Source organism: Ectothiorhodospira marina, from assembly GCF_900109495.1.
In the GTDB taxonomy this organism is placed as follows: Bacteria; Pseudomonadota; Gammaproteobacteria; order Ectothiorhodospirales; family Ectothiorhodospiraceae; genus Ectothiorhodospira; species Ectothiorhodospira marina.
Window position 1 is genome coordinate 114,894 of record NZ_FOAA01000001.1, and the last position, 24,533, is coordinate 139,426.

Genomic DNA, 24,533 nt, shown 5'->3' on the forward strand with positions numbered 1-24,533 from the left:
GTATGGTGGATTTCGATTTTGATTCCGGCCCCGTGATACGTTGCCAGGGCCTGTCGCGCACCTTCGACGAGGGCGGCCTCACCGTCGAGGTCCTGCGAGGGGTGGACCTGGACGTGCAACCTGGCGAAAAGGTGGCCATCGTCGGCACCTCCGGCAGCGGCAAGAGTACCCTCCTGCACCTGATGGGGGGGCTGGATCTGCCCACCGCGGGCAGCGTGCAGGTGTGGGGGCAGGACATGGCCCGGCTCTCCGATGCCCGTCGTGGGCAACTGCGCAACCAGCACCTGGGATTCATTTACCAGTTTCACCACCTGCTGCCCGAGTTCACGGCCCTGGAGAACGTGGCCATGCCCCTGCTGATCCGCCGCGCCAACCCCAGTGCTGCCACCGACCGGGCCAGGTCCCTGCTGGAGCGGGTGGGCCTGAGCAACCGCATGACCCACAAGCCTGGCGAACTCTCCGGGGGCGAGCGTCAGCGTGCCGCCATCGCCCGGGCCCTGATCACTGACCCCAAGGCCGTGCTGGCTGACGAGCCCACCGGCAACCTGGATCGTGGGCGGGCGGAGGAAATCCTGCAATTGATGTTGCGGCTCAACAAGCAACTGAGAACCGCCTTCGTCATCGTCACCCATGATCTGGAACTGGCCCAGCGCATGGATCGGGTCGTGGTGCTCGAGGGTGGGCAACTCAGGGCCTGGGAAAACGCCGCCCAAAGTGCCTGAGCTGCCGCCGGGGTGGGTAGGTCAGCGAGACTAGCGGGATCGGTGTATGCGCGGCAGACGGCGGCGCTTGTCGGCCAGGCGCCGAAGGATATGCAGGCGCCATGACAGGCGGATGGTGGTATAGCCCACCAGTCCCGCCACGGTGGACATGAGCAGACTGCCCAGCAACAGGGGCTGCCAGATCATCAGCAATTCCCCGGTGAACCACGAAAGACTCCATTCGAAGGAAAACCCGCGCGCAGGCTCATCCAGCAGAAACTTCCCGAGGTGATAGGCGCTGAAGAAGATAGGTGCCATGGTGAGCGGATTGGTGATCCACACCAGAGTGACCGCGATGGGCAGGTTCACGCGCACCATGATGGCCAGGGCTGCTGACAGAAGCATCTGCGCCGGAATGGGCAGAAAGGCCACGAACAGCCCTACGCCGAAGGCTCCAGCCACCGAGCGCCGGTTCAAATGCCACAGGTTCGGGTCGTTGAGCACCGCGCCGAACAGCCGCAGGATCTCAAACTCCCTCACCGTGTGGTAGCCTGGAAACAGGCTCTTGATGAGCTTCTTGGGCATGGAGCGCTTAGGGTCGTGAGTTGCGGCCCCCGATCGTGATCGCGGGGTCGCCCATTATGGAGGCTTTTCCAGGGAGTGGAAGATGCAGATCCGGGCTTTGGTCTTCCTTGCGGGCGTGGTGATGTTGCACGGCCTGGGCCAGTTGCCCGCGTTGGCCTGGGGTTGGCTGCTGCTGGCTGCCCCCCTATTTTACAGGTTCGCTCCCCTGACGCGATGGCCCCTATGGGCCATGGGCGGGTTTTTATGGGCGCTGATCCACGCCCACTGGGTGGTGGGTCCCCCATTGGATCCCCGGCTCTCGGGGCAGGATATCCCCGTGGTGGGCGTGGTGGACTCCCTGCCCGAACCCATGGAACGGGGCGTCCGTTTCGGATTTCGCATCGAGTCGGCGACGGATGCGTCGATCACCACACCCTTGCCCGTGCGGGTTCGCGTGGCCTGGTATGGACGCTCACCCGCCCTGCAGCCTGGCGAGCGCTGGGAACTCACCCTGCGCCTGCGTCAACCCAATGGTCTGCGTAATCCCGGGGGGTTCGATTACGAGGGCTGGCTGTTTCAGCAGGGTTTTCGGGCCACTGGCTACGTGCGTGACGGACACCCGGCGCGGCGTCTGGGAATGGCGCATTCACCGGCCCGGGCCGTGGACCGCTTGCGCGCCACCCTGGCCGGACGGATGGATGCCGCCCTGGGCGATGCGGCGTATGCCGGCATCCTCAGGGCCCTGGCCGTGGGCGATCGCTCCACCATTCCCCAGGCGCAATGGGACACCCTCATCGATACCGGCACCAATCACCTGATGGCCATTTCCGGCCTGCATGTGGGGTTGGTGGCCGGCATGGGCTACGGTCTCATGCTCTGGGGCTGGCGACGCATTCCCGCCTTGGCCTTGCGTCTGCCGGCGCAGCGGGCCGCTGTCATCGGTGCCCTGAGTTGTGCCGCCGCTTACGCCGCCCTGGCAGGTTTTGCCGTGCCCACCCAGCGGGCCCTGATCATGCTGGCGGTTGCCCTCGGTGCCCTGTGGCTGGGGCGTACCGCGCGGCCCTCCCATACGCTGTCCCTGGCCCTGCTGGCGGTATTGGTGATTGATCCCCGTGCCGTGCTGGCGCCTGGATTCTGGCTGTCCTTTGCCGCGGTGATGGTCATCGTGTATGCCGTGGCAGCCCGGATCGGGCCGGTCGGCAAGGCCGATGCCCTGCTGCGGGTACAGTGGGTGGCGGGAGTCGGCCTGCTCCCCCTGACCCTGGTGATGTTCCAGCATGGTTCGCTGATCTCGCCCCTGGCCAACTTGATCGCCGTACCCTGGGTGAGTTTTCTGGTGGTGCCCCTGGTGCTGGTGGGCGTGGGCCTCTCGCCGCTCACCCCCTGGGTGGCGGAGACTCTGTGGGGACTGGCGCATCTGGCAGTCTGGGGGCTGTGGCCGGTACTGGAGCACCTGGCGGGCTGGCCAGGAGGACAATGGCGGGCCGCACCGCCTGCATGGACTCTGCTGCCCGCCTTGCTGGGCCTGGCCTGGTTCATGGCCCCGCGTCCCTGGCCCAATCGCTGGGTGGGCCTGTTGCTGTTATTGCCCATGCTCTGGCCACCCCGGGTGGAACTGGAGACGGGGGCGTTTCGGGTGGCGATGCTGGACGTGGGGCAAGGCCTGGCCGTGGTGGTCATGACGGCTGAACACACCCTGGTGTTCGACACCGGGCCGCGTTTCAGCCCGCGCTTCGATGCGGGTGAGGCGGCGGTGGTGCCTTACCTGCGGCACAAGAAACGCAGCCGGATCGATACCCTGATCATCAGCCATGGGGATAATGATCACATCGGCGGTGCTGATGCCGTGCTGTCGCGGCTGCCGGTGACCTCTGTGCTCAGCAGGAACCCGGCGCGACTGGATCACCCCCGGAGCATCGAATGCCTCGCTGGTCAGGCGTGGGTGTGGGACCAGGTGGCTTTCCGGATCCTGCATCCGCCCCCGTTCTGGGCGGAAGACAACGCCTCTTCCTGCGTGCTTCAGGTGCGCGGTGCGGGGGGCAGTCTGCTGCTCACCGGTGATGTGGAGGGCCTGGGTGAAGCGGTCCTGCGACAGAGCCAGGGTCCGGCGCTGGTCTCGGATATACTGGTGTTGCCGCATCACGGCGCGGCCAGCTCCCTGTCGGAGTCGTTTCTGGATCGGGTGTCGCCGCGACTGGCCCTGGTGAGCACGGGCTTCGATAATCGCTTCGGGCATCCGGATGAGCGGGTTCTTGAACGTCTGGTGCGCCGCCAGATTCCCCTGCTGGATACTGCCAGGGAGGGGGCCTTTCATGTGGACGTGCATCCCGACACCGGTGTGAGGGTCCGTGCGGGCTATCGCCACGAGGGGCGGCGCCACTGGCATCGTCACTGACGCCCTTTGCCCGTGATCGTGGGAGTACAGTATCATGCCCCTCGCCTTATCAACCCCTCCCCAACCTAGGACACCGCTACGTGTTTGAACTGGTCAAGGCCGGTGGCTGGCTGATGCTGCCCATCATTGCCTGTTCCGTGATCGCGCTGGCCATCGTCATCGAAAGGCTATGGACCCTGCGCCGCCGTCGGGTGCTGCCACCACAACTGGTGGTGCAGATCTGGCAGTGGATTCAGGCCGGAGAACTGGACGATGCCCGCCTGCGCTCCCTGCGGGAAGGCTCGCCTCTGGGTCGGATCCTGGCCGCCGGGCTGGTGAACCGCCGCAGTTCCCGGGAGGTGATGAAGGAATCCATTGAGGAGAACGGACGCCGCGTGGCCCATGAGCTGGAACGCTTTCTCAATACCCTGGGCACCATCGCCGCGATCACCCCGCTGCTGGGATTGCTGGGCACCGTGGTGGGCATGATCCAGGTGTTTTCCGTCATCACTGCCGTGGGCGTGGGCAGCCCCGGTGAACTGGCCGGCGGCATCTCCCAGGCATTGATCACCACCGCGACCGGCATCTCCGTGGCCGTGCCGACCCTGATCTTTCATCGCTACTTCCGCGGCCGCGTGGATGAGTTGGTGCTGGACATGGAACAGGAGGCCATCAAGCTGGTGGAGGTGCTCAAGGGCGAGCGGGCCCCGACGCCCGGGGTGCGAGACCGTTGAATTTCCGGCGCCGCCAGCCTGAGGAAGTGGGGGTGAACCTCACGCCACTGATCGATGTGGTGTTCCTGCTGCTGATCTTCTTCATGGTGTCCACCACCTTTGATCGCCAATCCGTCCTCCAACTGGAACTGCCCCGGGCTGATGCCAGTGATGAGCAGTTTCCGCCCCGCACCGTGGAGTTGGTGATCAATGCCGATGGTCGCTTCTTCCTGGATGGCGCCGAGTTGGTGAATACGCAACGGGACACCCTGCGCGCAGCCCTGGGTGAGGTCATCGAAGGTGATCAGGAAACACCGCTGGTGATCCGCGCCGATGCCCGCACCCCGCATCAGTCGGTGGTGACAGCGATGGATGTGGCCCAGCGCCTGGGGCTGTCCCGTTTGTCCATCGCCACCTTGGGTGGGGAGTCGGAATGAAGAAATACATCCCCCCGGCCGAGGAGGCCTACGAGACGTCGGGCACGCAGGTCTACCAGCGCCTGCTCAGCTACTCCCTCAAATACTGGCGGTATCTGTCCATCGCCGTGCTGGCCATGATTGTGACGGCGGCCACGGAAACGGGCTTTGCGGCGCTGATGCGGCCGCTGATGGATGGCAGTTTCGTGGAGCAGGACCAAACCCTGATTCGCTGGATTCCCGTGGCTGTCCTGGTGATTTTTCTGTTTCGTGGCCTGGGCGAATTTCTCTCCAATTACACCATGAAGTGGGTGGGGCGCCAGGTGATCAAGGAACTGCGCAGCCAGATGTTCCGTCATCTGCTGCGGATGCCCGTGGCCTATTATGACCGGAATACCTCCGGGCAACTGATCTCCCGGCTCACCTACAACGTGGAGCAGGTGGCCAAGGCATCCACCGATAGCGTCACCATCCTGATACGAGACTCGGTCACCGTGCTGGGGCTTCTGGGGTGGATGTTCTACCTGAACTGGAAGCTGACCTTCACGGTGCTCATCATTGCCCCGGCGGTGGCCTTTGCCGTGGACCGCGTCACCCGTCGATTTCGCCAGCTGAGTCGGCGCATCCAGGGGTCCATGGGGGATGTGACCCATGTGGCGGGGGAGATCATGGATGGCACCCGGGAGGTGAAGATCTTTGGCGGCGAGCCCTACGAGCAGGCGCGTTTCGACCAGATCAACGAGAAGAACCGGCGTCTGCACATGAAGAAGGTGGCTCTGCAGGCCAGCAACACGCCCATCATCCAGTTCTTCGTGGCCATCGCCCTGGCGCTGATCATCTGGTTGGCCACCCACGAATCCATGATGCAGGAAGTGAGCGTGGGTACGTTTGTTTCCTTCATCACTGCCATGCTGCTGCTGCTGCAGCCCATCCGCCGCCTGGTGACCGTGAATGCGGTCCTGCAGCAAGGGATCGCGGCCGGTCAGAACATCTTCGGCTTGCTGGACGAGCCCCTGGAGCCGGATGCGGGTACGCTCACCCTGGAACGGGCCCGGGGCGAGATCGAAATACGTGACCTCTGTTTCAGCTATGACGAGGCCAAGGGCAACGTCCTGGAGGCCATCAATCTGCACATTCAGCCCGGGGAGACCGTGGCCCTGGTGGGGCGCTCCGGTAGCGGCAAGACCACCCTGGTCAATCTGTTGCCTCGGTTCTATGAGCCTCAGCAGGGGGCGATCCTTCTGGATGGTCTGGACGTCCGTGAATTGCGGTTGGCGGATCTGCGTCAGCAGATTGCCCACGTGGGTCAGCAGGTGACCCTGTTCAACGACACCATTGCCCACAATATTGCCTATGGCAGCACCGTGGACCCCTCGGACGAGGACAAGATCATCGCGGCTGCTGAAGCAGCTCATGCCATGGAATTCATCCAGCGCCTGCCTCAGGGGGTTCACACCCAGGTGGGCGACAACGGTGTGCTGCTCTCCGGAGGGCAGCGGCAGCGCATCGCCATTGCGCGAGCCCTGCTGAAGGATGCCCCGATCCTGATCCTGGATGAGGCCACCTCCGCACTGGATACCGAGTCTGAACGTCACATCCAGTCGGCTCTGGAAAACCTGGTGCGCAACCGGACCACGTTGGTGATCGCCCATCGCCTCTCCACCATCGAGAACGCCGACCGTATCGTGGTGATGCAGTCGGGTCGCATCCAGGAGGTGGGCAGTCATCAGGAACTGATCCGGCGCGAAGGGGTATATGCCCGGCTGCATCAGCTGCAATTCCATGAAGCCGATGTCCCGTGACCCCTACGGCAGCGCCCTCTGGCCAGTGCTGCAGGCCAATCTCCGCGATCATCTCCAGCGGCGTTCCGGGCGGGCCCGTGCCCGCATGGGGCGGCTGCACGCCCCGGAAGGCAAGAGCCCGCTGATCTGGCTCAAGACGGGCGACACTCAGGCCTCGGTACGCTTGGGTGCCGAACTCATGGGGGCCATTCGACGCAAGCGCCTGGATGCGCGGCTGGTGCTGACCTTTGAGCAGGAATACCGGGACCAGGTACTGCCGCGCCTGCGTGGCATGAACCGTTTTGGTCTGGGTTTCGGACCCTGTGATCGACCTCGGGTGGTGTCTCGGGTGCTGGACCGACTCAAGCCCCAAGGATTGATCCTGGTGGACATCCCACCGCGCCGGCATCTTGTGGAACAGGCGACGCATCAGGGCGTGCATCTGGTGGCCTTCAATACCCCACCCACCCGGGCCCCCGTGGAGGCTGCCTATCCTCGCGACGAGATGACTGCAGCGCAATGGCGCGAGGCCGGATCGGCCGGGACCCTGGCAGAACCCGCCGATCCGGCCACCCTGCTGGTGGCGTCCCAGAATCAGGCCACCCTGTTATCCCTGGTGCCCGATGGCATGCCCCTCTTCTGGTGGCACGGTCCGGCTCGGGAGTGGCCGGCCATGCATGAGGCCTGGCAGGCATCGCCATTGCGGGAATCGGCGCTGCTGTGTGTGTCCGTGGAACCTTCCGATGCCTTGCCAGCCGGGGAGGGGTTGGCCCTGACCCAGTGGACGCGCACGTCCCTGACTGCCGGTACCCTGCTATGGGTGGATGATCCGGCCTGGTGGCCGGCGGTGGCCAGCGCGGCCCTGGGGGTGCATCTACAGGGCGCGGGTCGGGATCTGCTCTGGCAGGTCCTGGCGGGCTCGGTCAGTCTGAGCGGCGATGATGCCCTGATGGCCGACTTCCCCTGGTTGCCTGAGATGGCCCGTGAGTGGCGCGAACCCGGGCAGGTGATCGCGCATTGGCAGGCAGAGGCCGCGGACCCGATCGGGAGCCGCCGGCGCGCGGATGTGGGTCGGCGTCACTTCTGGGAGGAGCGCCGCCGTGTTCAGGGGGTGATGGATGCATTTCTGCAGCGGGTATTCGACTGGTGAAACGGCTCGAGGATTATTGGGTAAACCGCAATCCGGTGGCGCTCATCCTGTATCCGCTGTCGCTGCTTTACTGTGGCCTGGCCCTGCTCAACCGCTGGCGCCTGGAGTGGCTTGCGCGCATGCGGCCAAGGCTGCCTGTGCGCGCCGTGGTGGTGGTGGGCAATGTCACCGTGGGGGGCACCGGCAAGACCCCCATGGTGGTCTGGTTGTGCAATTGGCTGCGCGAGCATGGGTATCGGCCAGGGGTGGTGAGTCGGGGTTATGGCGGACGATCACGGACCTGGCCACGGGAGGTCACCCCCCGTAGTGACCCCATTCAGGTGGGTGATGAACCCGTATTGATCGCCACCCGTGGCGGCTGTCCGGTCTATGTGGGGCCAGACCGCAACCGGGCGGCGCGGTGGCTGCTGGCCCAGCATGACTGTGATGTGATCATCACCGACGACGGCCTGCAGCATTATGCCTTGCGTCGGGACCTGGAGATCGTCATGGTGGACGCAGCGCGTCGTTTCGGTAATGGTTTCTGCCTGCCGGCCGGGCCACTGAGAGAACCCCTGGAGCGTGTGCGCGAGGCGGATTATGTGGTGGTGACCGGGGGGCAGGCCCAGCCCGGGGAACATGCGATGCGGCTGGTATCCCAGGTGGCCATGAGTGTCCGGGATCCGGGCCGCACCCGCCCATTGAGTGATTTTGCCGGCCAGCGCGTGCATGCCATGGCTGGTATTGGACATCCGCCCCGGTTCTTCGCCATGTTGCGCGAACGGGGGCTGAAGGTGGTGGAACATGCCTTTCCCGATCATCATGTGTATGGCAACTGCGATATCCGCTTCGGGGACGCCAGTCCGGTGCTGATGACCGAGAAAGATGCCGTAAAATGTCGGGGTATCGCCGGCCCCGAGCACTGGTTTGTCCCCGTGAGTGCCGTGCCTGATCAGGCACTGGCTTTGGCAATTCTTCGCTCGGTCCAGGCTGTGGACCGCATTCAAAGTATGAGGTAAAGGACATGGACAAACGTTTACTCGATATTCTCGTATGCCCCGTCACCAAGGGTCCGTTGGTCTTCGACAAGGACAAGGGGGAACTGATCTCCCGGGCGGCCCGCCTGGCCTATCCGATCCGGGACGGCATCCCGGTGATGCTGGAAGAGGAGGCCCGCACCCTCAGCGAGGAGGAAGCGGAGAAGTGGAAGGACAAGAAATGACCTGGAGTCCGCTGACGGGGAAGGTGGTCTGATGGGCTTCAAGGTCGTCATACCGGCGCGCTATGCTTCCACCCGGCTGCCGGGCAAGCCTCTGGTGGTGCTGGGTGGCAAGCCCATGGTGCAGCATGTTCATGAACAGGCCCTGGCCAGTGGTGCCGATGAGGTGGTGGTGGCCACGGATGATGCCCGCATTGAGGCGGCGGTGAAGGCATTCGGGGCCATGGTATGCATGACGTCAGTGCACCATGCCTCCGGCAGTGATCGCATTGCCGAGGTGGCTGCCCGTATGGCCTGGGAAGATGACGATATTGTGGTCAACCTGCAGGGGGACGAGCCGCTGACCCCGTCGGCGATTGTCAGGCAGGTGGCGGATAACCTGGCAGACCACCCGGAGGCGGTGATCGCCACCCTGTGCACGCCGATCACCCGGGCCGCGCACCTCTACGATCCACATACGGTGAAGGTGGTGCGGGATGCCCGGGATTTTGCCCTGTACTTCAGTCGTGCCCCCATCCCCTGGGAGCGGGACGCACTGGATATGGAGGTCTCGCCAGCCTTGCAGGTGTGTCAGCGGCACATTGGTTTGTATGCCTACCGGGTGGGCTATTTGAAGCGATTCACCCGCATGGAGAGCTGCGCCCTGGAGCGCATCGAGCGCCTGGAGCAGTTGCGGGCCATGTATCACGGTGCCCGCATCCATGTGGACGTGGCCCTGGAGGCCCCGCCCGCGGGCGTGGATACCCAGGAGGATGTGGAGCGGGTGGAGATGATGCTGGCCCGCGCCCAGCCCCGTTGACCTCTGGGGTCCCCTGTGGGAGCGGCCCTCGGCCGCGAAGGGCCGAGCCCCCGCTGCCCATGCAGGATCATGGGTCGGAGTGGACCTCGGGGTGCCCGGATTCCTTCCAGCGGGACGCCGTGAATACATCCATGTAGGCTCTGCAGCCGCTTCCTGCGGCTGAAGCCCGCTTACAGGAACCCGGGCACCCCGAGGTCCGGATGCTGCGGAGTTCTTTTCGAAAAGCCTCTCGTGAAAGCATCCAGGTCAAGCCGTGGACACTCCCTTCTCCCCCCTCGGGGGAGAAGGGTCGGGGATGAGGGGGGTGGGGCAGGCACCTTGCCGGTCTTCGCCCCTCACCCCAACCCCTCTCCCCGCTGGGAGAGGGGCTCGATTGATCCATCACCGGGGCGTCACCCCTTCAGGATGCGCCGCATCTCGGCCACCCGGTCATCACCGGCCAGGGTCTGGATCACGGGGTGGATGTCGCTGTGATCCTCATTGAGCAGGGGCAGGGTGAAGGTGCGTTCCACGCGTCGGTGCGGTTCGCCGTGCTGGTCAGGCTGGATCACATGATGGCCCGCCACCTCGCCCACCACCAGTCGGGGCTCGGGTTCGGTGTCGAGGATCTCGATCACCTGACAGCGGATGCCATCCACCACGGCTTGCTGGCCGATGAGGGGGCTGAGCAGTTTCATGAGTCTGTCCATGGGGATCAGTATACCGATGCTGCCCGGGGATGCCATGGTGCCCGCCGCCGCCCCTCATCCCCGACCCTTCTCCCCGCCGGGGAGAAGGGGCCTGAGCCCTGGCTTGTGGGAGAGGGATGGCACCGCAAAGAAGAACCCGCAGACTCTGCCGAGCCCCTCTCCCGCTTGCGGGAGAGGGGTTGGGGTGAGGGCCGTCGGACCCCATAATCAACGAGGAAAACCAAGGTACCCTAAACACATGAAATGGGACATCCTCAAGGTAGAAGACCTCTATCAGGGCTTCTTCAAGCTGTGCCGGCTGCGCCTGAGCCACGGGCGCTTCGCCAGCGGCGAACCCCTGGTGATCGATCGGGAGTTGATCCGCCGTGGCCCCGCAGCAGCGGTGCTGCCCTATGACCCGTATACCGACCGGGTGCTGCTGGTGGAGCAGTTCCGGGTGGGGGCCATTGAATCACCTCATGGGCCCTGGCTGATGGAGACCATCGCCGGTCTGATCGAGCCGGGGGAGCGCGCTGAGGAGGTGGCCCGCCGCGAGGCCATGGAAGAGGCAGGATGCCCCCTGGGCGAGTTGATCCTTGCGCATGAATATTTCTCCACGCCGGGCAGCTCCGATGAGCGTATTTCCGTCTATGTGGGCCAGGCCGATCTGTCGAACGCCAGCAGCGGCATCCACGGGCTGGAGGAGGAGGGGGAGGAAATTCGCACCCACGTGTTGTCAGCGGATGAGGCCTTCGACTGGCTGGATCATCAGCAGGTGGACACGGCCTTCCCGATCATCGCCCTGCAATGGCTGCGGCTGAATCGGGAGATGTTGCAGGAGAAGTGGGGGGACGGATAGCAGCTAGTCACCCGAAAGGTGACGTCGGTGAGGGAGGGGCCGACCGAGGGTCGGCCCCTGAGACTGCCTTAGGTGTTCAGACGGTTGTCAATCAGCACATTCACCACGTCCGGGTCGGCCAGGGTGGAGGTATCACCCAGGTTTTCCAGCTCATTGGCGGCGATCTTGCGCAGGATGCGGCGCATGATCTTGCCGGAGCGGGTCTTGGGCAGGCCGGGGGCGAATTGCAGCAGGTTGATTTTGGCGATGGGGCCGATCTCGTCCCGCACCAGCTTGACCAGTTCCTTCACCAGGGCGTCGTCGCCCTCCTCGCCGGCCATCAGGGTCACATAGGCATAGATGCCCTGACCGGTGATGTCGTGGGGATAACCCACCACGGCGGCCTCGGCCACCTTGGGATGCAGCACCAGGGCTGACTCGATTTCGGCCGTGCCCAGGCGGTGACCGGAGACGTTCAGCACATCGTCCACGCGCCCGGTGATCCAATAGTAGCCATCGGCATCCCGGCGAGCACCATCACCGGTGAAGTACAGGCCCGGGTAGATGGTGAAGTAGGTCTCCACGAAGCGCTTGTGGTCGCCCCACAGGGTGCGCATCTGGGCGGGCCAGGAGTTGCGGATGCACAGGTTGCCTTCGGCAGGGCTCTCGGTGATCTCGTTGCCCTTGTCGTCCACCAGCAGGGGTTCGACCCCGAAGAAGGGTTTGGTGGCGGAGCCCGGCTTCATGTCCACGGCGCCAGGCAGGTTGGCGATCATGTGGGCGCCGGTTTCGGTCTGCCACCAGGTGTCCACGATGGGGCAGCGACCGTCGCCGACCACGCGGTGATACCACTCCCAGGCTTCCGGGTTGATGGGCTCACCCACGGTGCCCAGCAGGCGCAGGCTGGAGCGCTTGTGCTTGGTGACGAAGTCGTCACCGGCGCCCATCAGCATGCGGATGGCCGTGGGGGCGGTATAGAAGATGGATACATTGTGCTTGTCGCACACCTGCCAGAAGCGACCGTTGTCCGGGTAGTTGGGCACGCCCTCGAACATCAGGCTCTTGGCACCGTTGGCCAGGGGGCCATACAGGATGTAGGTGTGACCGGTCACCCAGCCCACGTCGGCGGTGCACCAGTAGACTTCGCCATCCTTGTAGTCAAACACCAGCTTGTGGGTCATGGCTGCCTGCAGGAGGTAGCCGCCGGTGGTGTGCATCACGCCCTTGGGCTTGCCGGTGGAGCCGGAGGTATACAGGATGAACAGCGGATCCTCTGCATCCACCTCCTCGGCAGGGCACTCGGCGCTTGCCTTGTCCAGTTCCTCGTGATACCAGACATCACGGCCTTCATTCCATTCCACGGGTTCGCCACCGCGCTTGACCACGACCATGGTGGAGATGCTGGGGCACTGGGCGGCGGCCTTGTCGGCGTTACCCTTCAGCGGCACCTTGCGGCCACCGCGCAGGCTCTGGTCGGAGGTGATGAGCACCTTGGCCTCGGCGTCCTGGATGCGGTCGCGCAGGGCATCGGGGGAGAAGCCGCCGAAAACGATGGAATGCACGGCACCGATGCGGGCACAGGCCAGCATGGACACGGCGGCCTCGGGGATCATGGGTAGGTAGATGGAGACCCGGTCACCCTTTTGCACGCCCTTGGATTTGAGCACGTTGGCGAATTTGCACACCTCTTCATGCAGTTCACGATAGGTGAGGGTGCGGTCGTCGGAGGGGTCGTCGCCTTCCCAGATAATGGCGGCCTGATCACCCCGGGTTTCCAGGTGGCGATCCAGGCAGTTGTAGGCCACGTTGAGCTTGCCGCCCTGGAACCAGGTGACCCGTGCCTCGTCCTCGAAGGAGCCCGTGCGGACGTTGTCCCACTTCTTGAACCAAGTGAGGTATTTCTCGGCCTGCTCGGCCCAGAAAGTGTCCGGGTTGTCGACGGATTGCCGATACATGGCCTGGTACTGCTCGGCGGTCACGTTGGCCTTGGCGGCAAAGTCCTTGGGTACTTCGTGAACCTTCACTTCCGACATAAGATCTCCTCCTGCAAATGCATGGAATTGAATGAAATCGGGCCGATGGATCGGCTAATTCCTCATTATAACGTCTCGGCGAACAAGCATAACGTGCCAACCCCGCGCTGACTATCTCGACCCGGTATAGGGGGTCAGTGTCAACGATCCAGGGTGGAGCTTCCAGGCAGCCGGTCCGCCGCGTCCAGGCGCCTGGTCTTGAGATTCCTGTTCTTGAAATTCACTGGGGAGGCCCTCCGGGAGCCGTCTAAATGGGTAGACCCCCGAGGTAATGCCGACCGCTGCTGCGTTGCATGAAACGCACCTGCGCAAAGGCGTGGCATAGCCGCTTGCGTTCGTCGGCGGATAAGGTGTTGCCATCGATCAGGTTGTCCGGTGGTCGTCCGGCGCAAATGAAGCGGGCTTGTTGGCGCACCCGCAAGGTCGTGATGAGCTCCCAGGCCTGGATCAGTTCCTGTCCGGCGACAGCGCTGATGGCGCCGCCCTCGATGGCGGCTTCCAGGCGTGACCGTGTGTGCAGCGCCGGCAGGCCATGGGCCACGGTCAGCAGTCGGGCCAGGCTGACGATGGGCAGGATGCCGCGGCGTTTGAGGTCCAGCGGAGTGGCCCGGGATGTCCACCAGGCCGGGCACCGCAACCCCAGGCGCCAGAGCGGACTGCGCGGCGGGCTGTCCTTGAGGGCCTCGCGGGCCAGCGCTGAGAGAAACCAGGTACTGTTGCGTGCTTCGACCATCACCCGCCCCCGCAGGGATTGCAGTAGCGCGGGCTCCCCATGGATGGTGCGCAGATCCAGAAAATTCTGTGCCAGCATCACGGATTTGAGGGCTGGCGTGCGTATCCAATCGAGAAAATAGTCCTGCCAGACCGCCACGGGCTGCTGCCAATCCGTGTTGCATGCCATCACGCCCCCGGTACACAAATGCAGGCCGCAGTGGTCCAGATCCCTCGTGACCCGTCTGGCCAACTGGAGAAAGTAGTCCCGCGCGGTGGCCCCGGGCGATTGGGAGAGTATCAGGGCATTGTCCTGGTCGGTGTGCGCGGTCTGCTCGCATCGTCCCTGAGAGCCGCAAGCCACCCAGGCGAACGCCATGGGAGGTGGCCCCAGTTCCGACTCGGCCAGTTCGATGGCGCGACGTGTGAGGGCATCGCTGATGGAGGCAATGCGCCATCCCACCTGATCGCCCGTGGCCCCGGCGTCCACCCACTGCACCTGGTATCGCGGTACCCCCATGGCCAGCGTGCGCAGCGCGGCACGGTCCGGCGCCTGTAAGATCCGCGTCAGCAGTGGCTCGATGGACGTGGCCTGGATATGCATCCGGTGCGGGATGAGGGCTGGGTGTATTGATGGGTCGACTCCTCCTGATCGGGATGGGGGGCAAGACCCTGCCTTCAGGACATGGACTCCGTGACCTGAAGGGAAGATCCTACCGTTGCATTACAGTGAAAGCGAGGGGCCCCGAGAACGGGGCCCCGATCCTTGCGATGTCACATCCTGTTCACGTTGCAGGGCAACGTTGGCTTGCGATCAGGAAGTGGCGGCATCGGCACGCGGCACGCGCACGCTTTCCACCAGATCCTGAATCTCCTTCGGCGGCGGGGCCGTCAGCTTGGACACGACCACCGCAGCGATCACGTTCAGGATGGCACCGATGGTGCCAAAGCCCTGAGGCGCGATGCCCAAGATCCAGCCGTCTGCGTTGTCAGCCAGCAGAGCGGTCCCCGGGAAGAAGAAGAAGCCCTTGTACAGGAAGATGTAGAGCAGGGTGCTGAGGATACCCACCAGCATGCCGGTGATGGCGCCCTGCTTGTTCATCCGCTTGTAGAAGATGCCCAGCATCAACACGGGGAAGAGGGAGGAGGCCGCCAGGCCGAAGGCCAGTGCCACCACCTCGGCTGCAAAGCCCGGCGGATTGAGCCCCAGGTAACCTGCCAGGACGATGGCAGCCACCATGGCCAGTCGTCCCGCCCGAAGCTCGTTCTTCTCCGAAATATTGGGCATGAACACGCTCTTCAACAGGTCATGGGAGATGGCCGAGGAAATGGCCAGCAACAAGCCTGCCGCCGTGGACAGCGCCGCAGCGATCCCGCCCGCGGCCACCAAGGCGATCACCCAGTTGGGCAGGCCGGCGATTTCGGGGTTGGCCAGCACCAGGATATCCCGGTCAAAGCTCTCCAGACGGTAGCCCTGACCTTCCACATCGTCGGCCCAGGCCGGCGGGTTGCTCTGGTTGTAGTAGTGCACCCGCTCACCGTCACCTTGCTGTTCAAACTGCAGCAGACCGGTGTCCTGCCAGGTACGCATCCAGTCGGGACGGTCCTCATAGGCCATGGCTTCGGCGGTGTTGCCCACGCCACCGGGGTGCAGGGTGTTGATGATGTTGTACATGGCCATCGCACCCACGGCGGGGGCGGTGGTGTACAGGAGGGCGATGAACACCAGGGCCCAGCCGGCGGACTTACGAGCGTCACGCACACGGGGTACGGTGAAGAAGCGGATGATCACGTGGGGCAGACCCGCGGTACCGATCATCAGCGCCATGGTCAGCAGGAACATGTTCAGCGTACTGAACGATTCATTGGTGGTGTACTGGGTGAAGCCCAGGTCCACCAGGACGTTGTCCAGGGCGGTGAGCAGGTAGACGCCGTCCTGGCCGCTGAGGGTGCCACCCAGGCCCGTCTGGGGCAGGAAATGCCCGGTCAGCTGCAGGGAGATGAAGATGGCGGGCACGGTGTAGGCAAAGATCATCACCACGTACTGGGCGATCTGGGTATAGGTAATACCCTTCATGCCACCGAGCACGGCGTAGATGAACACCACGGTCATACCGGCGATCAGGCCCCAGAGCAGGTCCACTTCCAGGAAGCGCGAGAAGGCGATGCCCACGCCGCGCATCTGTCCGATCACGTAGGTGATGGAGATCACCAGCAGGCAGATGACAGCCACGATACGTGCCGTGTTCGAATAGAACCGGTCACCCACGAACTGGGGCACCGTGAACTTGCCGAACTTGCGCAGGTACGGGGCGAGCAGCAGCGCCATGAGCACGTAACCGCCGGTCCACCCCATGAGGTAGACCGAACCACTGTAGCCCAGGAAGGCGATCAGGCCCGCCATGGAGATGAAGGAGGCCGCCGACATCCAGTCCGCCGCGGTGGCCATACCGTTGGCGACCGGGTTCACCCCCTTGCCGGCCACATAGAATTCGCCCGTGCTACCCGCGCGGGCCCAGATGGCAATGCCGATGTACAGCGCGAACGTCGCGCCGACCACCAGCCATATCATGAGTTTCAAATCCATAATCTTGGTCCCCCAGTCTTATTCTTCGTGGACGTCGAATTGACGATCCAGCTTGTTCATGCGCCAGGCATAGAAGAAGATCAGCATCAGGAAGACATAGATTGCTCCCTGCTGTGCCATCCAGAAGCCCAATGGGTAACCGCCCAACGACACCATGTTCAGCACCGGTGCCAGGAAGATGGGCAGGATATATCCAGCGATGAACCACACGGTCAGGCAGCCCACCAGGATACGAACGTTAGCCTTCCAGTAGGCCGTTCTTTGTTCCTGTAGTTTTGCGTTCATTCGATACTCCTCCTATCAAAAGCTTGGTTTTTTACCACTGGTTTATGTTGCATCACTCGGTAAATCCTCCATCGTTCACTCTTTGTTGAATCATCGTCAGCGGGTGTTCGGGCTCTTGTCATGTGGCCCCGTGGGTGTCAAAGCTGGTAGTCCAGTGCCAACCTTGACTGAAGCTTGCGCACCTGACGGAAGGCCTCCTTGAGGATGCGCTGCTCCAGTTCGTCGAGTCGTTCCGGATTGACGAAATTGCTCAGTGTCTGCCCCGCCTGCGCCTGTTCCTGATGGGTGCGCATGCGCAGCAGTTGAATGTAGTGATAGGCATTGAGCCAGGCGGCCACGTCCTCGCGCTTGAGCACGCCGGCCTCCACGCAGGCCTCCAGGCGCCGGCTGGTGTTCACCTCCGGGATGCGGTGGGCCAGGGCATAGATCCGGGCCACATCGACGATGGGCGTGGCGCCGTTCACCTTCATGTCCAGGCTGCGGGGGTGATCCCCCCGTGAGCTGACCTTGAAGTCCCCCAGCAGTCCCAGGGGGGGGCGCAGACGCAGCGCGTTCTCGGCCATCTGGTGACGGAACCGGCTGTTCTTTGCCGTCTTTTCCAGGAACCATTGGCGCAGTTCCTCGGCGGGGCCCTCGTTGCCCAGGATGACCCGGAAATCGAAATAGATATTGGCGTTGAGCAGATGCTTGGGGGTGCCCTGATCCACCCATTGGGTGAAGCGTTGACGCCATTCCTCGGGCGTGAGGCAGCAATCGGGGTTGGAGGCCATCACATTACCCCGGCACAGGGGGTAGCCGCACTGGTCCAGGGCCTCATTGATGCGCTGGGCCAGGGGCAGCAGACGCTGCCGGGCTGCATCGGCGGTCATGCCTTCGGGGGGCACGAAGACGATGCCATTGTCCTGGTCCGTCTTCAGGGTCTGTTCCTGTCGGGCTTCGCTGCCGAAAGCCAGCCAGTCGAATTCGGGGATATCCGACCCCTCATCCTGCAGACAGATCTGGATGACCCGGCGGGTGATCTGGTCGTTGAGTAGGGTGATGATCTGGGTGATCTGATCCACGCGCACACCCTGGGCAATCATCTGCCCCACCAGCAGGTGCACGTCCCGGCCCAGGCGAGCCAGCGTCGCCACGTCCTCGGCACCACTGACCGAGCGGCTCAGATTCACCAGGCCCACTCGTTGCAGGGAGAACAGATCCCGCTCGGAGATCACACCGGTGAGGCGGCCTCGCTCCACGATGCACAAGTGGTGGAAGCCGTGGCTGGCCATGAGCATGGCCGCTTCAAAGGCAAATGCCTTGGGGGGCAGGGTGATCGGGTCCCGTGTCATCACGGCACTGATGGGTTCGTCCAGTCCGACCTCGGGCAGGGACACCCGGTTGAGTAGATCGTGCAGGGTGAACACCCCCAGCGGGCGTCGATCGTCATCGGTGATGACCACGCTACCCACGCGCTCATCGTCCATGGTCCGCAGCGCCTGGCGGATACGGGTTTCGGGCCGGCAGACCACGGGCTCGCGACGGATGCGCTCCCCCAGGGTGATATTGAGTGAGGTATCGCCACCCAGTCCGGCGGCGGCGCTGGCCTGCACCTGACGCCGCACCTTGTCCAACAGGTTGGCCAGACGGCGGGTGCAGAAGTCCTGGAACTCGGAAGACATCTTGAACAGTTTATTGAAGTCTTCCCGGTCCAGTTCAAAGCAGAAGGTATCCTCCGCCGCCCGGTAACGGGTACGCACGGCACGCCGCCCCACGAGGGCGCCCACGGGGAAGCACTCCCCCGGGGTCAGTTCCCAGGCGGTGCTGATGACATGACCGTCATCGTCCACCGGTTCGCCCAGCACCCGGCCCTGCTTGATGATGTAGAAGCGGTTGGCCGGCCCCATCTGGGGTGCGGTCACCTGCTCATCGCGGGCATAGAAGACCAGCTTGAGACGCTTGGCAAGAAATTCCAGGTGCACGAGATCCATCTGGTCGAACGGCGAGTGCCGCCCCAGGAACTCCATCACCGGGATCAGTACACCCTGAGGGCGTTCTTTGCCGTTGTTGTGGTCTGTATGCATGCGTAACCGGATGAACCGTGGCTGTGCAACCGGTTATGCAGAGATCGTGCCGGGTAGGTGTTACTAGTAGAAACAAAGGGTTAGCAGAGGCGGTGGTGTAACGGGGTGTTACCTGGGGTAACGGGTGTTACCTTTGGTAGCGTTGGACCGGGGTCGGCTCCGCGTTCATCCCTTGGGCCGGGGAAGCCCCATCCGGGTGCGACGCTCCCACAGGGCCTTGCGGCTGATGCCCAAGCGACGGGCGAGCTCGGTTTCCGTCATATGGGCTTGGTTGTCCAGCACGAAGCGCCGGAAATAGTCCTCCAGGCTGCTGTGGCCCGGGTCGCTCTTGTCCACCGGTGGGGTCAGGGCCAGGTGCTCGGGCTTGATGCGATCTCCATCGGCCAGGATGACGGCTCGTTCGATGGCGTTCTCCAGTTCGCGCACGTTGCCGGGCCAGGTATGGGCTTGCATGGCCTCCAGGGTTGACGCATCCAGGTTGACCAGGGTGCGTTTGAGCCGCCGACAGGCCTTATCCAGCAGGAATTCCGCCAGCCGCGGGATGTCTTCTCGGCGCTCGCGCAGGGCGGGCAGGGTCACTTCCATCACCTTCAACCGATAGTACAGGTCTTCCCGAAAACTCCCCTCACGGACCATGGCTTCAAGATCCCGATGCGTGGCGGCCAACAGGCGCAGGTCCACCTGACGGCTGCCGGTGGCCCCCACCCGACGGATCTCGCCATCCTGCAAGACGCGCAGCAGGCGCGACTGGGCAGCCGGTGTCAGCTCGCCGATCTCATCCAGGAACAGGGTGCCGCTGTCGGCCGCCTCGGCCAGACCCTGGCGGGTCTGGGCGGCGCCGGTGAAGGCCCCCTTCTCGTGACCAAAGAGTTCTGATTCCAGCAGGCCCTCGGGGATGGCGGCACAGTTCACCGAGACCAGAGGGGCCTGGGCACGGTGGCTCTTCTTGTGAATGGCCCGCGCCACCAGTTCCTTGCCCGTCCCCGACTCGCCCCGGATCAACACGGTGGTGTCGGTGGGCGCCACCTTCTCCAGGGTCTTGCAGATCTGCTGCATGGCGGGGGATTCCCCCACCATGCCTTCCACCGGGTAGGCCTGTCCGATCTGGGACTGAAGGTGGGCATTCTCACGCTCCAGTTGATACTGCTTGAGGATGCGGGCCACGCACAGCAGCATCTCGTCGTGATCGAAGGGTTTGGCGATGTAGTCGGCCGCCCCGTGCTTCATGGCCTCCACTGCCGAGCGTACGCTGGCGTAGCTGGTCATGATCAGTACGGGCGTTTCCGGGCAGTGGTCCACCATGGCGATGCCCTCGCCGTCAGGCAGCCGCAGGTCACTGATGACCAGATCAAAACATGTCTGCTGGCATTGCACCTGTGCCTGGGAAAGGCTGTCCGCCTCGGCCACCCGGTAGCCCTCGTGCTCCAGCAGACGCCCCAGGGCACGGCGGATCACCGCCTCGTCCTCGACGATAAGAATGCGGTTCAAGCCATGGTCTCCTCTTCTTCGATGGCCGGCAGTCGGATGCTGAAGCGCGTGCCTCCCTGGGCATGGCTGTCGGCATACACCAGGCCACCATGATCCTGAATGATGCTGTACACCACCGATAGCCCCAGGCCAGTGCCTTCCCCCGGCGGCTTGGTGGTGAAAAAGGGTTCGAAGATCTGGTCCAGCAGGCCTGAGGGGATGCCGGCGCCCTCGTCATCCACGTGGATTTCCACACCTCCGGGGAGGCGGCTGCCACGTATGGCAACGCGGTCGCCTGGGCTTGAGGCCTGCAGGGCATTGTTCACCAGGTTCACGAAGACCTGCAGCAATCGCTGATGATTGCCGCGGGCCTTCAAATCTTTGGGCACCTCATTGATGCAGGTGACCTCGCGACCCACGTCACTGAGCTTGATCAGCTGCAGCGCCTCATCCACGCAGGCGTTCAGGTTCACCGCCACCGGTAGGGGCCGCGGTGCCTCGCCCGCATGACTGAAGGTGATGAGTGACTGCACGATGTCATTGATGCGCCGGGTCTGTTCCAGGATCTGTTTGACGGTCAGGTCCACCTCGGCGGGGTCCTGCTCATAGCGCAGGTTCTGGGCCAGCGAGGTGATGCCGGTGAGTGGATTGCCGATCTCATGGGCGACGCCGGCGGCCAGGCGGCCAATGGAAGCCAGACGGTCATTATGGGCCACCTCGCTCTCCAGGTTGTGCAACTCGGTGAGGTCTTCCACCAGGACCACCATGCCCCCCAGACCATGCGTGGCCGAGTGGCCCAGGGTCGGGGATTCAATGGCGGCCTTGTGGAGATTGAGCCAGCGGTAGCGGCCATCCACGGAGATCTGCAGTTTGTACAGGTGCTTGTCATCGCCATTGATGAAGGTACGCAGCACCCCCTCCCAGGGGTCCTTGAGGGCATTCAGGGGCTGACCCACGGCATGCGCGGCCTCGATGCCGGAGATCATGGCCATGGTGTTGTTCCAGATGAGGATGTCTCCCCCCGGGTCGATGGAGCAGACGCCCAGAGGCAGTTCATGCAGCACCTGCCGATGGTAGCGGCGCAGGGTGTCCAGTTCCGCCGCCAGGCCGCGCAGCCGCACGGTGGAATGCTCCAGTTGTTCCTCCACGAACCGCAGGCTGTCGGCCAGGGCCACCTGGGCCTGGGGGGCCACGTTCAGCTGGTTATCCACGATCATCCGTGCCAGCAGTGGGCCCATCAACCCGGAGAGATTGCGCTCCAGATGGGTGCGCAGTCGGCGCAACTCGCCGGGGCGCTTTTCCGAGGGCTGCATGCCCATGTCTGTCAGGGCCCGCTGGATCTCCAGGTGGGCCGTCTGAGGGCCGATCACCTGGGCCAGGTGAGACTCCAGTTGCGCCACATTGCGGGCATCGGCGCTCACCCCGGTCGGTGAGAATTGTTCCCGACGACAGGCTTGGGCTGCCTCGGTCTCTTCCCGGGTCGGCCGGGTCAGCAAGGACCCGATCACGAACAGCACACTGTTCACGGCCAGTGACCAGAAGGTGGCAAAGGCCCAGCGGTTTTCGTCCTCGGCGCCCATGAATACGGCAAGGTTGAAGTTGATCATGGGCAGGCCGGACTCGTGGATGACCGGGATGATCAGTGCCAGCACCCAGACAGTGATGCCTCCCAGCAGGCCGGCAATGAAGCCAATGCGGGTGGCGCGCGGCCAGAACAGCAGGGCCAGGTAACCGGGCAGGAACTGAGCCACGGCCACGAAGGAGATCAGCCCCACCTGCACCAGGCCCTGGTTGAACTCCAGCAGCCAGTAAAAGCCGTAGCCCAGGGCAATGATGAGCAGGATCAGCAACCGCCTCCCCCAAAGCAACCAACCGTACAGGTTGCTTTGGGGGAGGGTCTGTTGATTCACATGGGCGGGCAGGATGAGGTGATTCAGGCACATGGCGGCCAGGGCCAGGGTGGTGATGATCATCATGGCGCTGGCGGCGGAGACTCCGCCGATGAAGGTGAACAGGGCCAGCCAGCCCGCGCCACCGTCCACCGGCAGGGCCAGCACGAAATAGTCGGCGGGGGTTTCCAGGGCGACGGCCTGACCGGCCCATAAAATGAGTGGGATGGGCAGGTTGAGCAGCAGCAGGAACAGGGGCAGACCCCAGGTGGCCACGCGCAGGGCGTGGGGATCCATGTTTTCCACAAACAGCATGTGGAACTGCCGGGGTAGCAGAAAGGCGGCGGCAAAGGCGAGCAGTATGAGGGTGAACCAGGGGCCTTCGCTGACCGGGGAATAGAGTGCCTCCAGGGCCTCGGGGTGTTCGGTCAGCCAGGTATTGAGCCCACCCCAGCCGCCAAAGATGCCCAGCAGGGCAAAGGCCCCCACCATCAGCAGGGTCACCAGTTTGACGGCGGATTCGAAGGCGATGGCCACCACCAGGCCCTCGTGTTTTTCCCGGGGGGTGATGTGGCGGGCGCCAAACAGGATGGCGAACAGGCCCAGGGTGGCGCAGAAACCCAGGGCCAGCAGATTGGGTGGGGCCTCCTGGGTGAGTACCGAAACCGAGTCGGTCACCGCCTTGATCTGCAGGGCCAGGTAGGGAAGGATCCCGGCCAGCATGAACAGGGTGACCAGTAGCCCGGTCCACTGGCTGCGATAGCGAAAGGCGAACAGGTCCGCCAGGGAGGTGAGCTGGTAGTCGCGTACCAGTCTGAGGATGGGGGCGAGCAACAAAGGGGCCAGGATGAAGGCCAGGGTCACTCCCAGGTAGATGGTGAGGAAGTTGTAGCCCTCGCTCTGGGCGAAGCCCACACTGCCGTAATAGGTCCAGGTGGTGGCATACACGCCCAGGGAGAGCACATACACCATGGGATGGCGCACCAGAGCGGTGGGCAACCAGCCACGTTCAGTGGCGTGGGCGATGAAGAACAGCAGGGCCAGATAGGCCACGCCCGCTGCATAGAGCACGCCGATCTCAGAGATCATGACGCCCACGTCCCAGCTGGATCAGAATCCCCAACCCGATGAGTCCGCCCCAGAGGAGATAGGGCAGATACCAGGGCATCCCCGGTCGCGACCACCAGTCCACCAAGGGCGAGGCAAACAGCAGCACGCCCAACAGAAACAGGATGAGGGTCTTGTCCAGGGCCGACATGGTGTAACCAATGGTAACGGGTGGCAGGGCGTAAGCATGCCGGATGCAGGCGGTTTTGGCCAAGCCAATAAGAACCCCTCTCCCGCACGGTGCCCCTCATCCCCGGCCCTTCTCCCTGAGAGGGAGAAGGGAGAAGGCTGGGGTGGATGGGGGCCATCTTGCCAGGGCCTCACTCAGCATGTCTTCCACACCAACCCTGACCCCATCCCCTCCCAACCCGAGAAAGTCCAGGGCGCGTCCCAGGTTCTCCCCCGGCGTGGCATCATCCACCGCCGGGGCGTGGGTCTGTTTGGACAGTTTGGCACCCCCGTGATCCAGAACCACCGGATGATGCAGATAGATGGGCGTGGGATACCCCAGCAAACGTTGCAGATGAATCTGCCGTGGCGTCGAAGCCAGCAAATCCATGCCCCGAACCACATGCGTAATGTCCTGGAATGCATCGTCCACCACCACGGCCAGCTGATAGGCCGTGAGCCCGTCAGCCCGGCGAATGACAAAATCACCGATCTGGCTCGCCAGTTGCTGGCATACCTCGCCCTGGGTTCGATCGCAAAAACGGATGGGGTCATCGTGCGTACGGACCCGCAGGGCCCGGGGCGACTTGCCGGCGGGCAGACCGTCGCGACAGGTGCCCGGATAGACCGGGCCTTCCAGCCCTGGTTGGGCCAGGGCAGCCATCTCCCGACGGGTGCAGCCACAGTCATAAGCCCAGCCCCGATCCCGCAGGCATTGCATGGCGTCGGCATAGGCGTCGAGCCGGGTGCTCTGGTAGAGCACCGGTCCATCCCAATGCAGGCCGTGGACTTCCAGGGTGCGGAGGATGCGATCGGCGGCGCCGGGCTCTTCCCGGGGAGGGTCCAGGTCCTCCATGCGAACCCGCCACGTGCCGCCTTGGGCGCGGGCATCCAGCCAGGAAATCACGGCCGCGACCAGGGAGCCGAAATGCAGCGGGCCAGTGGGGGAGGGGGCGAAACGACCTGTGTAGGCGGGGTTCAAGCGTACGGTCTTGGGCGCGACAAGGCGCGCGGGAGCTTC

At 63.9% G+C, this 24,533-nt stretch carries 21 protein-coding genes; 10 read left to right on the forward strand and 11 right to left on the reverse strand.

What is annotated here, in order from left to right; translation table 11 throughout:
• Positions 1-2: 2 nt before the first annotated feature.
• Positions 3-722: a lipoprotein-releasing ABC transporter ATP-binding protein LolD gene (lolD, locus tag BMY52_RS00590; RefSeq protein WP_090249566.1), complete on the forward strand. Its 720-nt coding sequence runs from the start codon at positions 3-5 to the stop codon at positions 720-722.
• A 30-nt stretch (positions 723-752) separates the two neighbouring features.
• Here the strand turns inward: lolD and BMY52_RS00595 are convergent, their stop codons facing one another.
• Positions 753-1,286: a DUF2062 domain-containing protein gene (locus BMY52_RS00595; RefSeq protein ID WP_090249569.1), complete on the reverse strand. Its 534-nt coding sequence runs from the start codon at positions 1,284-1,286 to the stop codon at positions 753-755.
• An 82-nt stretch (positions 1,287-1,368) separates the two neighbouring features.
• On the opposite strand from BMY52_RS00595, the gene BMY52_RS00600 reads away from it, so the two are divergent.
• The 8 genes from BMY52_RS00600 (at position 1,369) to kdsB (ending at position 9,696) form a co-directional block, all read left to right on the forward strand.
• The gene (locus BMY52_RS00600) at positions 1,369-3,660 is read left to right on the forward strand and encodes a DNA internalization-related competence protein ComEC/Rec2 (protein ID WP_245740451.1); all 2,292 of its coding nucleotides are present in this window, start codon (positions 1,369-1,371) and stop codon (positions 3,658-3,660) included.
• A gap of 80 nt (positions 3,661-3,740) precedes the next feature.
• Positions 3,741-4,373, forward strand: a complete 633-nt coding sequence (locus BMY52_RS00605; RefSeq protein ID WP_090249572.1) for a MotA/TolQ/ExbB proton channel family protein — start codon at positions 3,741-3,743, stop codon at positions 4,371-4,373.
• Positions 4,370-4,789, forward strand: coding sequence for an ExbD/TolR family protein (locus tag BMY52_RS00610; protein WP_090249574.1), 420 nt, complete (start codon positions 4,370-4,372; stop codon positions 4,787-4,789). The genes BMY52_RS00605 and BMY52_RS00610 overlap by 4 nt, the downstream gene beginning before the upstream one ends.
• Complete coding sequence (gene msbA / locus BMY52_RS00615) at positions 4,786-6,570, forward strand: lipid A export permease/ATP-binding protein MsbA (protein WP_090249577.1); 1,785 nt, start codon at positions 4,786-4,788, stop codon at positions 6,568-6,570. The genes BMY52_RS00610 and msbA overlap by 4 nt, the downstream gene beginning before the upstream one ends.
• Complete coding sequence (locus BMY52_RS00620) at positions 6,551-7,699, forward strand: hypothetical protein (protein WP_143050389.1); 1,149 nt, start codon at positions 6,551-6,553, stop codon at positions 7,697-7,699. Before msbA ends, BMY52_RS00620 begins: the two co-directional genes overlap by 20 nt.
• Entirely contained in the window at positions 7,696-8,697 is a 1,002-nt protein-coding gene (gene lpxK / locus BMY52_RS00625) for a tetraacyldisaccharide 4'-kinase (RefSeq protein ID WP_090249582.1), read from the forward strand. Before BMY52_RS00620 ends, lpxK begins: the two co-directional genes overlap by 4 nt.
• A gap of 5 nt (positions 8,698-8,702) precedes the next feature.
• Positions 8,703-8,900, forward strand: a complete 198-nt coding sequence (locus BMY52_RS00630; protein ID WP_090249585.1) for a Trm112 family protein — start codon at positions 8,703-8,705, stop codon at positions 8,898-8,900.
• Positions 8,901-8,931: 31 nt separating this feature from the next.
• The gene (gene kdsB / locus BMY52_RS00635; protein WP_090249588.1) at positions 8,932-9,696 is read left to right on the forward strand and encodes a 3-deoxy-manno-octulosonate cytidylyltransferase; all 765 of its coding nucleotides are present in this window, start codon (positions 8,932-8,934) and stop codon (positions 9,694-9,696) included.
• Positions 9,697-10,088: 392 nt separating this feature from the next.
• Here the strand turns inward: kdsB and BMY52_RS00640 are convergent, their stop codons facing one another.
• Positions 10,089-10,373, reverse strand: coding sequence for a hypothetical protein (locus BMY52_RS00640; RefSeq protein WP_245740454.1), 285 nt, complete (start codon positions 10,371-10,373; stop codon positions 10,089-10,091).
• A 250-nt stretch (positions 10,374-10,623) separates the two neighbouring features.
• On the opposite strand from BMY52_RS00640, the gene BMY52_RS00645 reads away from it, so the two are divergent.
• Positions 10,624-11,223 carry an NUDIX domain-containing protein gene (locus BMY52_RS00645; protein ID WP_090249591.1) on the forward strand — a complete coding sequence of 200 codons (600 nt, stop codon included), beginning with the start codon at positions 10,624-10,626 and terminating at the stop codon, positions 11,221-11,223.
• Between the two features lie 68 nt (positions 11,224-11,291).
• On the opposite strand, the gene acs is transcribed toward BMY52_RS00645, so the two are convergent.
• The 9 genes from acs to gluQRS form a co-directional block, all read right to left on the reverse strand.
• Positions 11,292-13,235 (reverse strand): acetate--CoA ligase, encoded by a 1,944-nt coding sequence (acs, locus tag BMY52_RS00650; protein ID WP_090249593.1) that lies wholly within the window; start codon positions 13,233-13,235, stop codon positions 11,292-11,294.
• Between the two features lie 247 nt (positions 13,236-13,482).
• On the reverse strand, positions 13,483-14,550 hold the full coding sequence (locus BMY52_RS00655; RefSeq protein WP_090249597.1) for a DUF294 nucleotidyltransferase-like domain-containing protein: 1,068 nt from the start codon (positions 14,548-14,550) through the stop codon (positions 13,483-13,485).
• Between the two features lie 210 nt (positions 14,551-14,760).
• A complete protein-coding gene (locus BMY52_RS00660) occupies positions 14,761-16,533 on the reverse strand; it encodes a sodium:solute symporter family protein (protein ID WP_090249600.1) in 1,773 nt (590 codons plus the stop codon).
• An 18-nt stretch (positions 16,534-16,551) separates the two neighbouring features.
• Positions 16,552-16,818, reverse strand: coding sequence for a DUF4212 domain-containing protein (locus tag BMY52_RS00665; protein ID WP_090249602.1), 267 nt, complete (start codon positions 16,816-16,818; stop codon positions 16,552-16,554).
• A 137-nt stretch (positions 16,819-16,955) separates the two neighbouring features.
• Positions 16,956-18,881, reverse strand: coding sequence for a putative nucleotidyltransferase substrate binding domain-containing protein (locus BMY52_RS00670; protein ID WP_245740456.1), 1,926 nt, complete (start codon positions 18,879-18,881; stop codon positions 16,956-16,958).
• A 165-nt stretch (positions 18,882-19,046) separates the two neighbouring features.
• Positions 19,047-20,369, reverse strand: coding sequence for a sigma-54-dependent transcriptional regulator (locus BMY52_RS00675; RefSeq protein WP_090249605.1), 1,323 nt, complete (start codon positions 20,367-20,369; stop codon positions 19,047-19,049).
• Positions 20,366-23,326, reverse strand: a complete 2,961-nt coding sequence (locus BMY52_RS00680; protein ID WP_090249606.1) for an ATP-binding protein — start codon at positions 23,324-23,326, stop codon at positions 20,366-20,368. Before BMY52_RS00680 ends, BMY52_RS00675 begins: the two co-directional genes overlap by 4 nt.
• Positions 23,316-23,558 (reverse strand): hypothetical protein, encoded by a 243-nt coding sequence (locus tag BMY52_RS00685; protein ID WP_090249608.1) that lies wholly within the window; start codon positions 23,556-23,558, stop codon positions 23,316-23,318. Before BMY52_RS00685 ends, BMY52_RS00680 begins: the two co-directional genes overlap by 11 nt.
• A 33-nt stretch (positions 23,559-23,591) precedes the next feature.
• Positions 23,592-24,494 carry a tRNA glutamyl-Q(34) synthetase GluQRS gene (gene gluQRS / locus BMY52_RS00690; protein WP_245740458.1) on the reverse strand — a complete coding sequence of 301 codons (903 nt, stop codon included), beginning with the start codon at positions 24,492-24,494 and terminating at the stop codon, positions 23,592-23,594.
• Positions 24,495-24,533 lie beyond the last annotated feature (39 nt).

What these genes read in the sequence shown, in the direction of transcription:
- lolD (WP_090249566.1), top strand. Translation starts at nt 3, where the DNA reads ATGGTGGATTTCGATTTTGATTCCGGCCCCGTGATACGTTGCCAGGGC.
- BMY52_RS00595 (WP_090249569.1), bottom strand. Translation starts at nt 1,286, where the DNA reads ATGCCCAAGAAGCTCATCAAGAGCCTGTTTCCAGGCTACCACACGGTG.
- BMY52_RS00600 (WP_245740451.1), top strand. Translation starts at nt 1,369, where the DNA reads ATGCAGATCCGGGCTTTGGTCTTCCTTGCGGGCGTGGTGATGTTGCAC.
- msbA (WP_090249577.1), top strand. Translation starts at nt 4,786, where the DNA reads ATGAAGAAATACATCCCCCCGGCCGAGGAGGCCTACGAGACGTCGGGC.
- BMY52_RS00620 (WP_143050389.1), top strand. Translation starts at nt 6,551, where the DNA reads ATGAAGCCGATGTCCCGTGACCCCTACGGCAGCGCCCTCTGGCCAGTG.
- BMY52_RS00630 (WP_090249585.1), top strand. Translation starts at nt 8,703, where the DNA reads ATGGACAAACGTTTACTCGATATTCTCGTATGCCCCGTCACCAAGGGT.
- kdsB (WP_090249588.1), top strand. Translation starts at nt 8,932, where the DNA reads ATGGGCTTCAAGGTCGTCATACCGGCGCGCTATGCTTCCACCCGGCTG.
- BMY52_RS00640 (WP_245740454.1), bottom strand. Translation starts at nt 10,373, where the DNA reads ATGAAACTGCTCAGCCCCCTCATCGGCCAGCAAGCCGTGGTGGATGGC.
- BMY52_RS00645 (WP_090249591.1), top strand. Translation starts at nt 10,624, where the DNA reads ATGAAATGGGACATCCTCAAGGTAGAAGACCTCTATCAGGGCTTCTTC.
- acs (WP_090249593.1), bottom strand. Translation starts at nt 13,235, where the DNA reads ATGTCGGAAGTGAAGGTTCACGAAGTACCCAAGGACTTTGCCGCCAAG.
- BMY52_RS00655 (WP_090249597.1), bottom strand. Translation starts at nt 14,550, where the DNA reads ATGCATATCCAGGCCACGTCCATCGAGCCACTGCTGACGCGGATCTTA.
- BMY52_RS00660 (WP_090249600.1), bottom strand. Translation starts at nt 16,533, where the DNA reads ATGGATTTGAAACTCATGATATGGCTGGTGGTCGGCGCGACGTTCGCG.
- BMY52_RS00665 (WP_090249602.1), bottom strand. Translation starts at nt 16,818, where the DNA reads ATGAACGCAAAACTACAGGAACAAAGAACGGCCTACTGGAAGGCTAAC.
- BMY52_RS00670 (WP_245740456.1), bottom strand. Translation starts at nt 18,881, where the DNA reads ATGCATACAGACCACAACAACGGCAAAGAACGCCCTCAGGGTGTACTG.
- BMY52_RS00680 (WP_090249606.1), bottom strand. Translation starts at nt 23,326, where the DNA reads ATGATCTCTGAGATCGGCGTGCTCTATGCAGCGGGCGTGGCCTATCTG.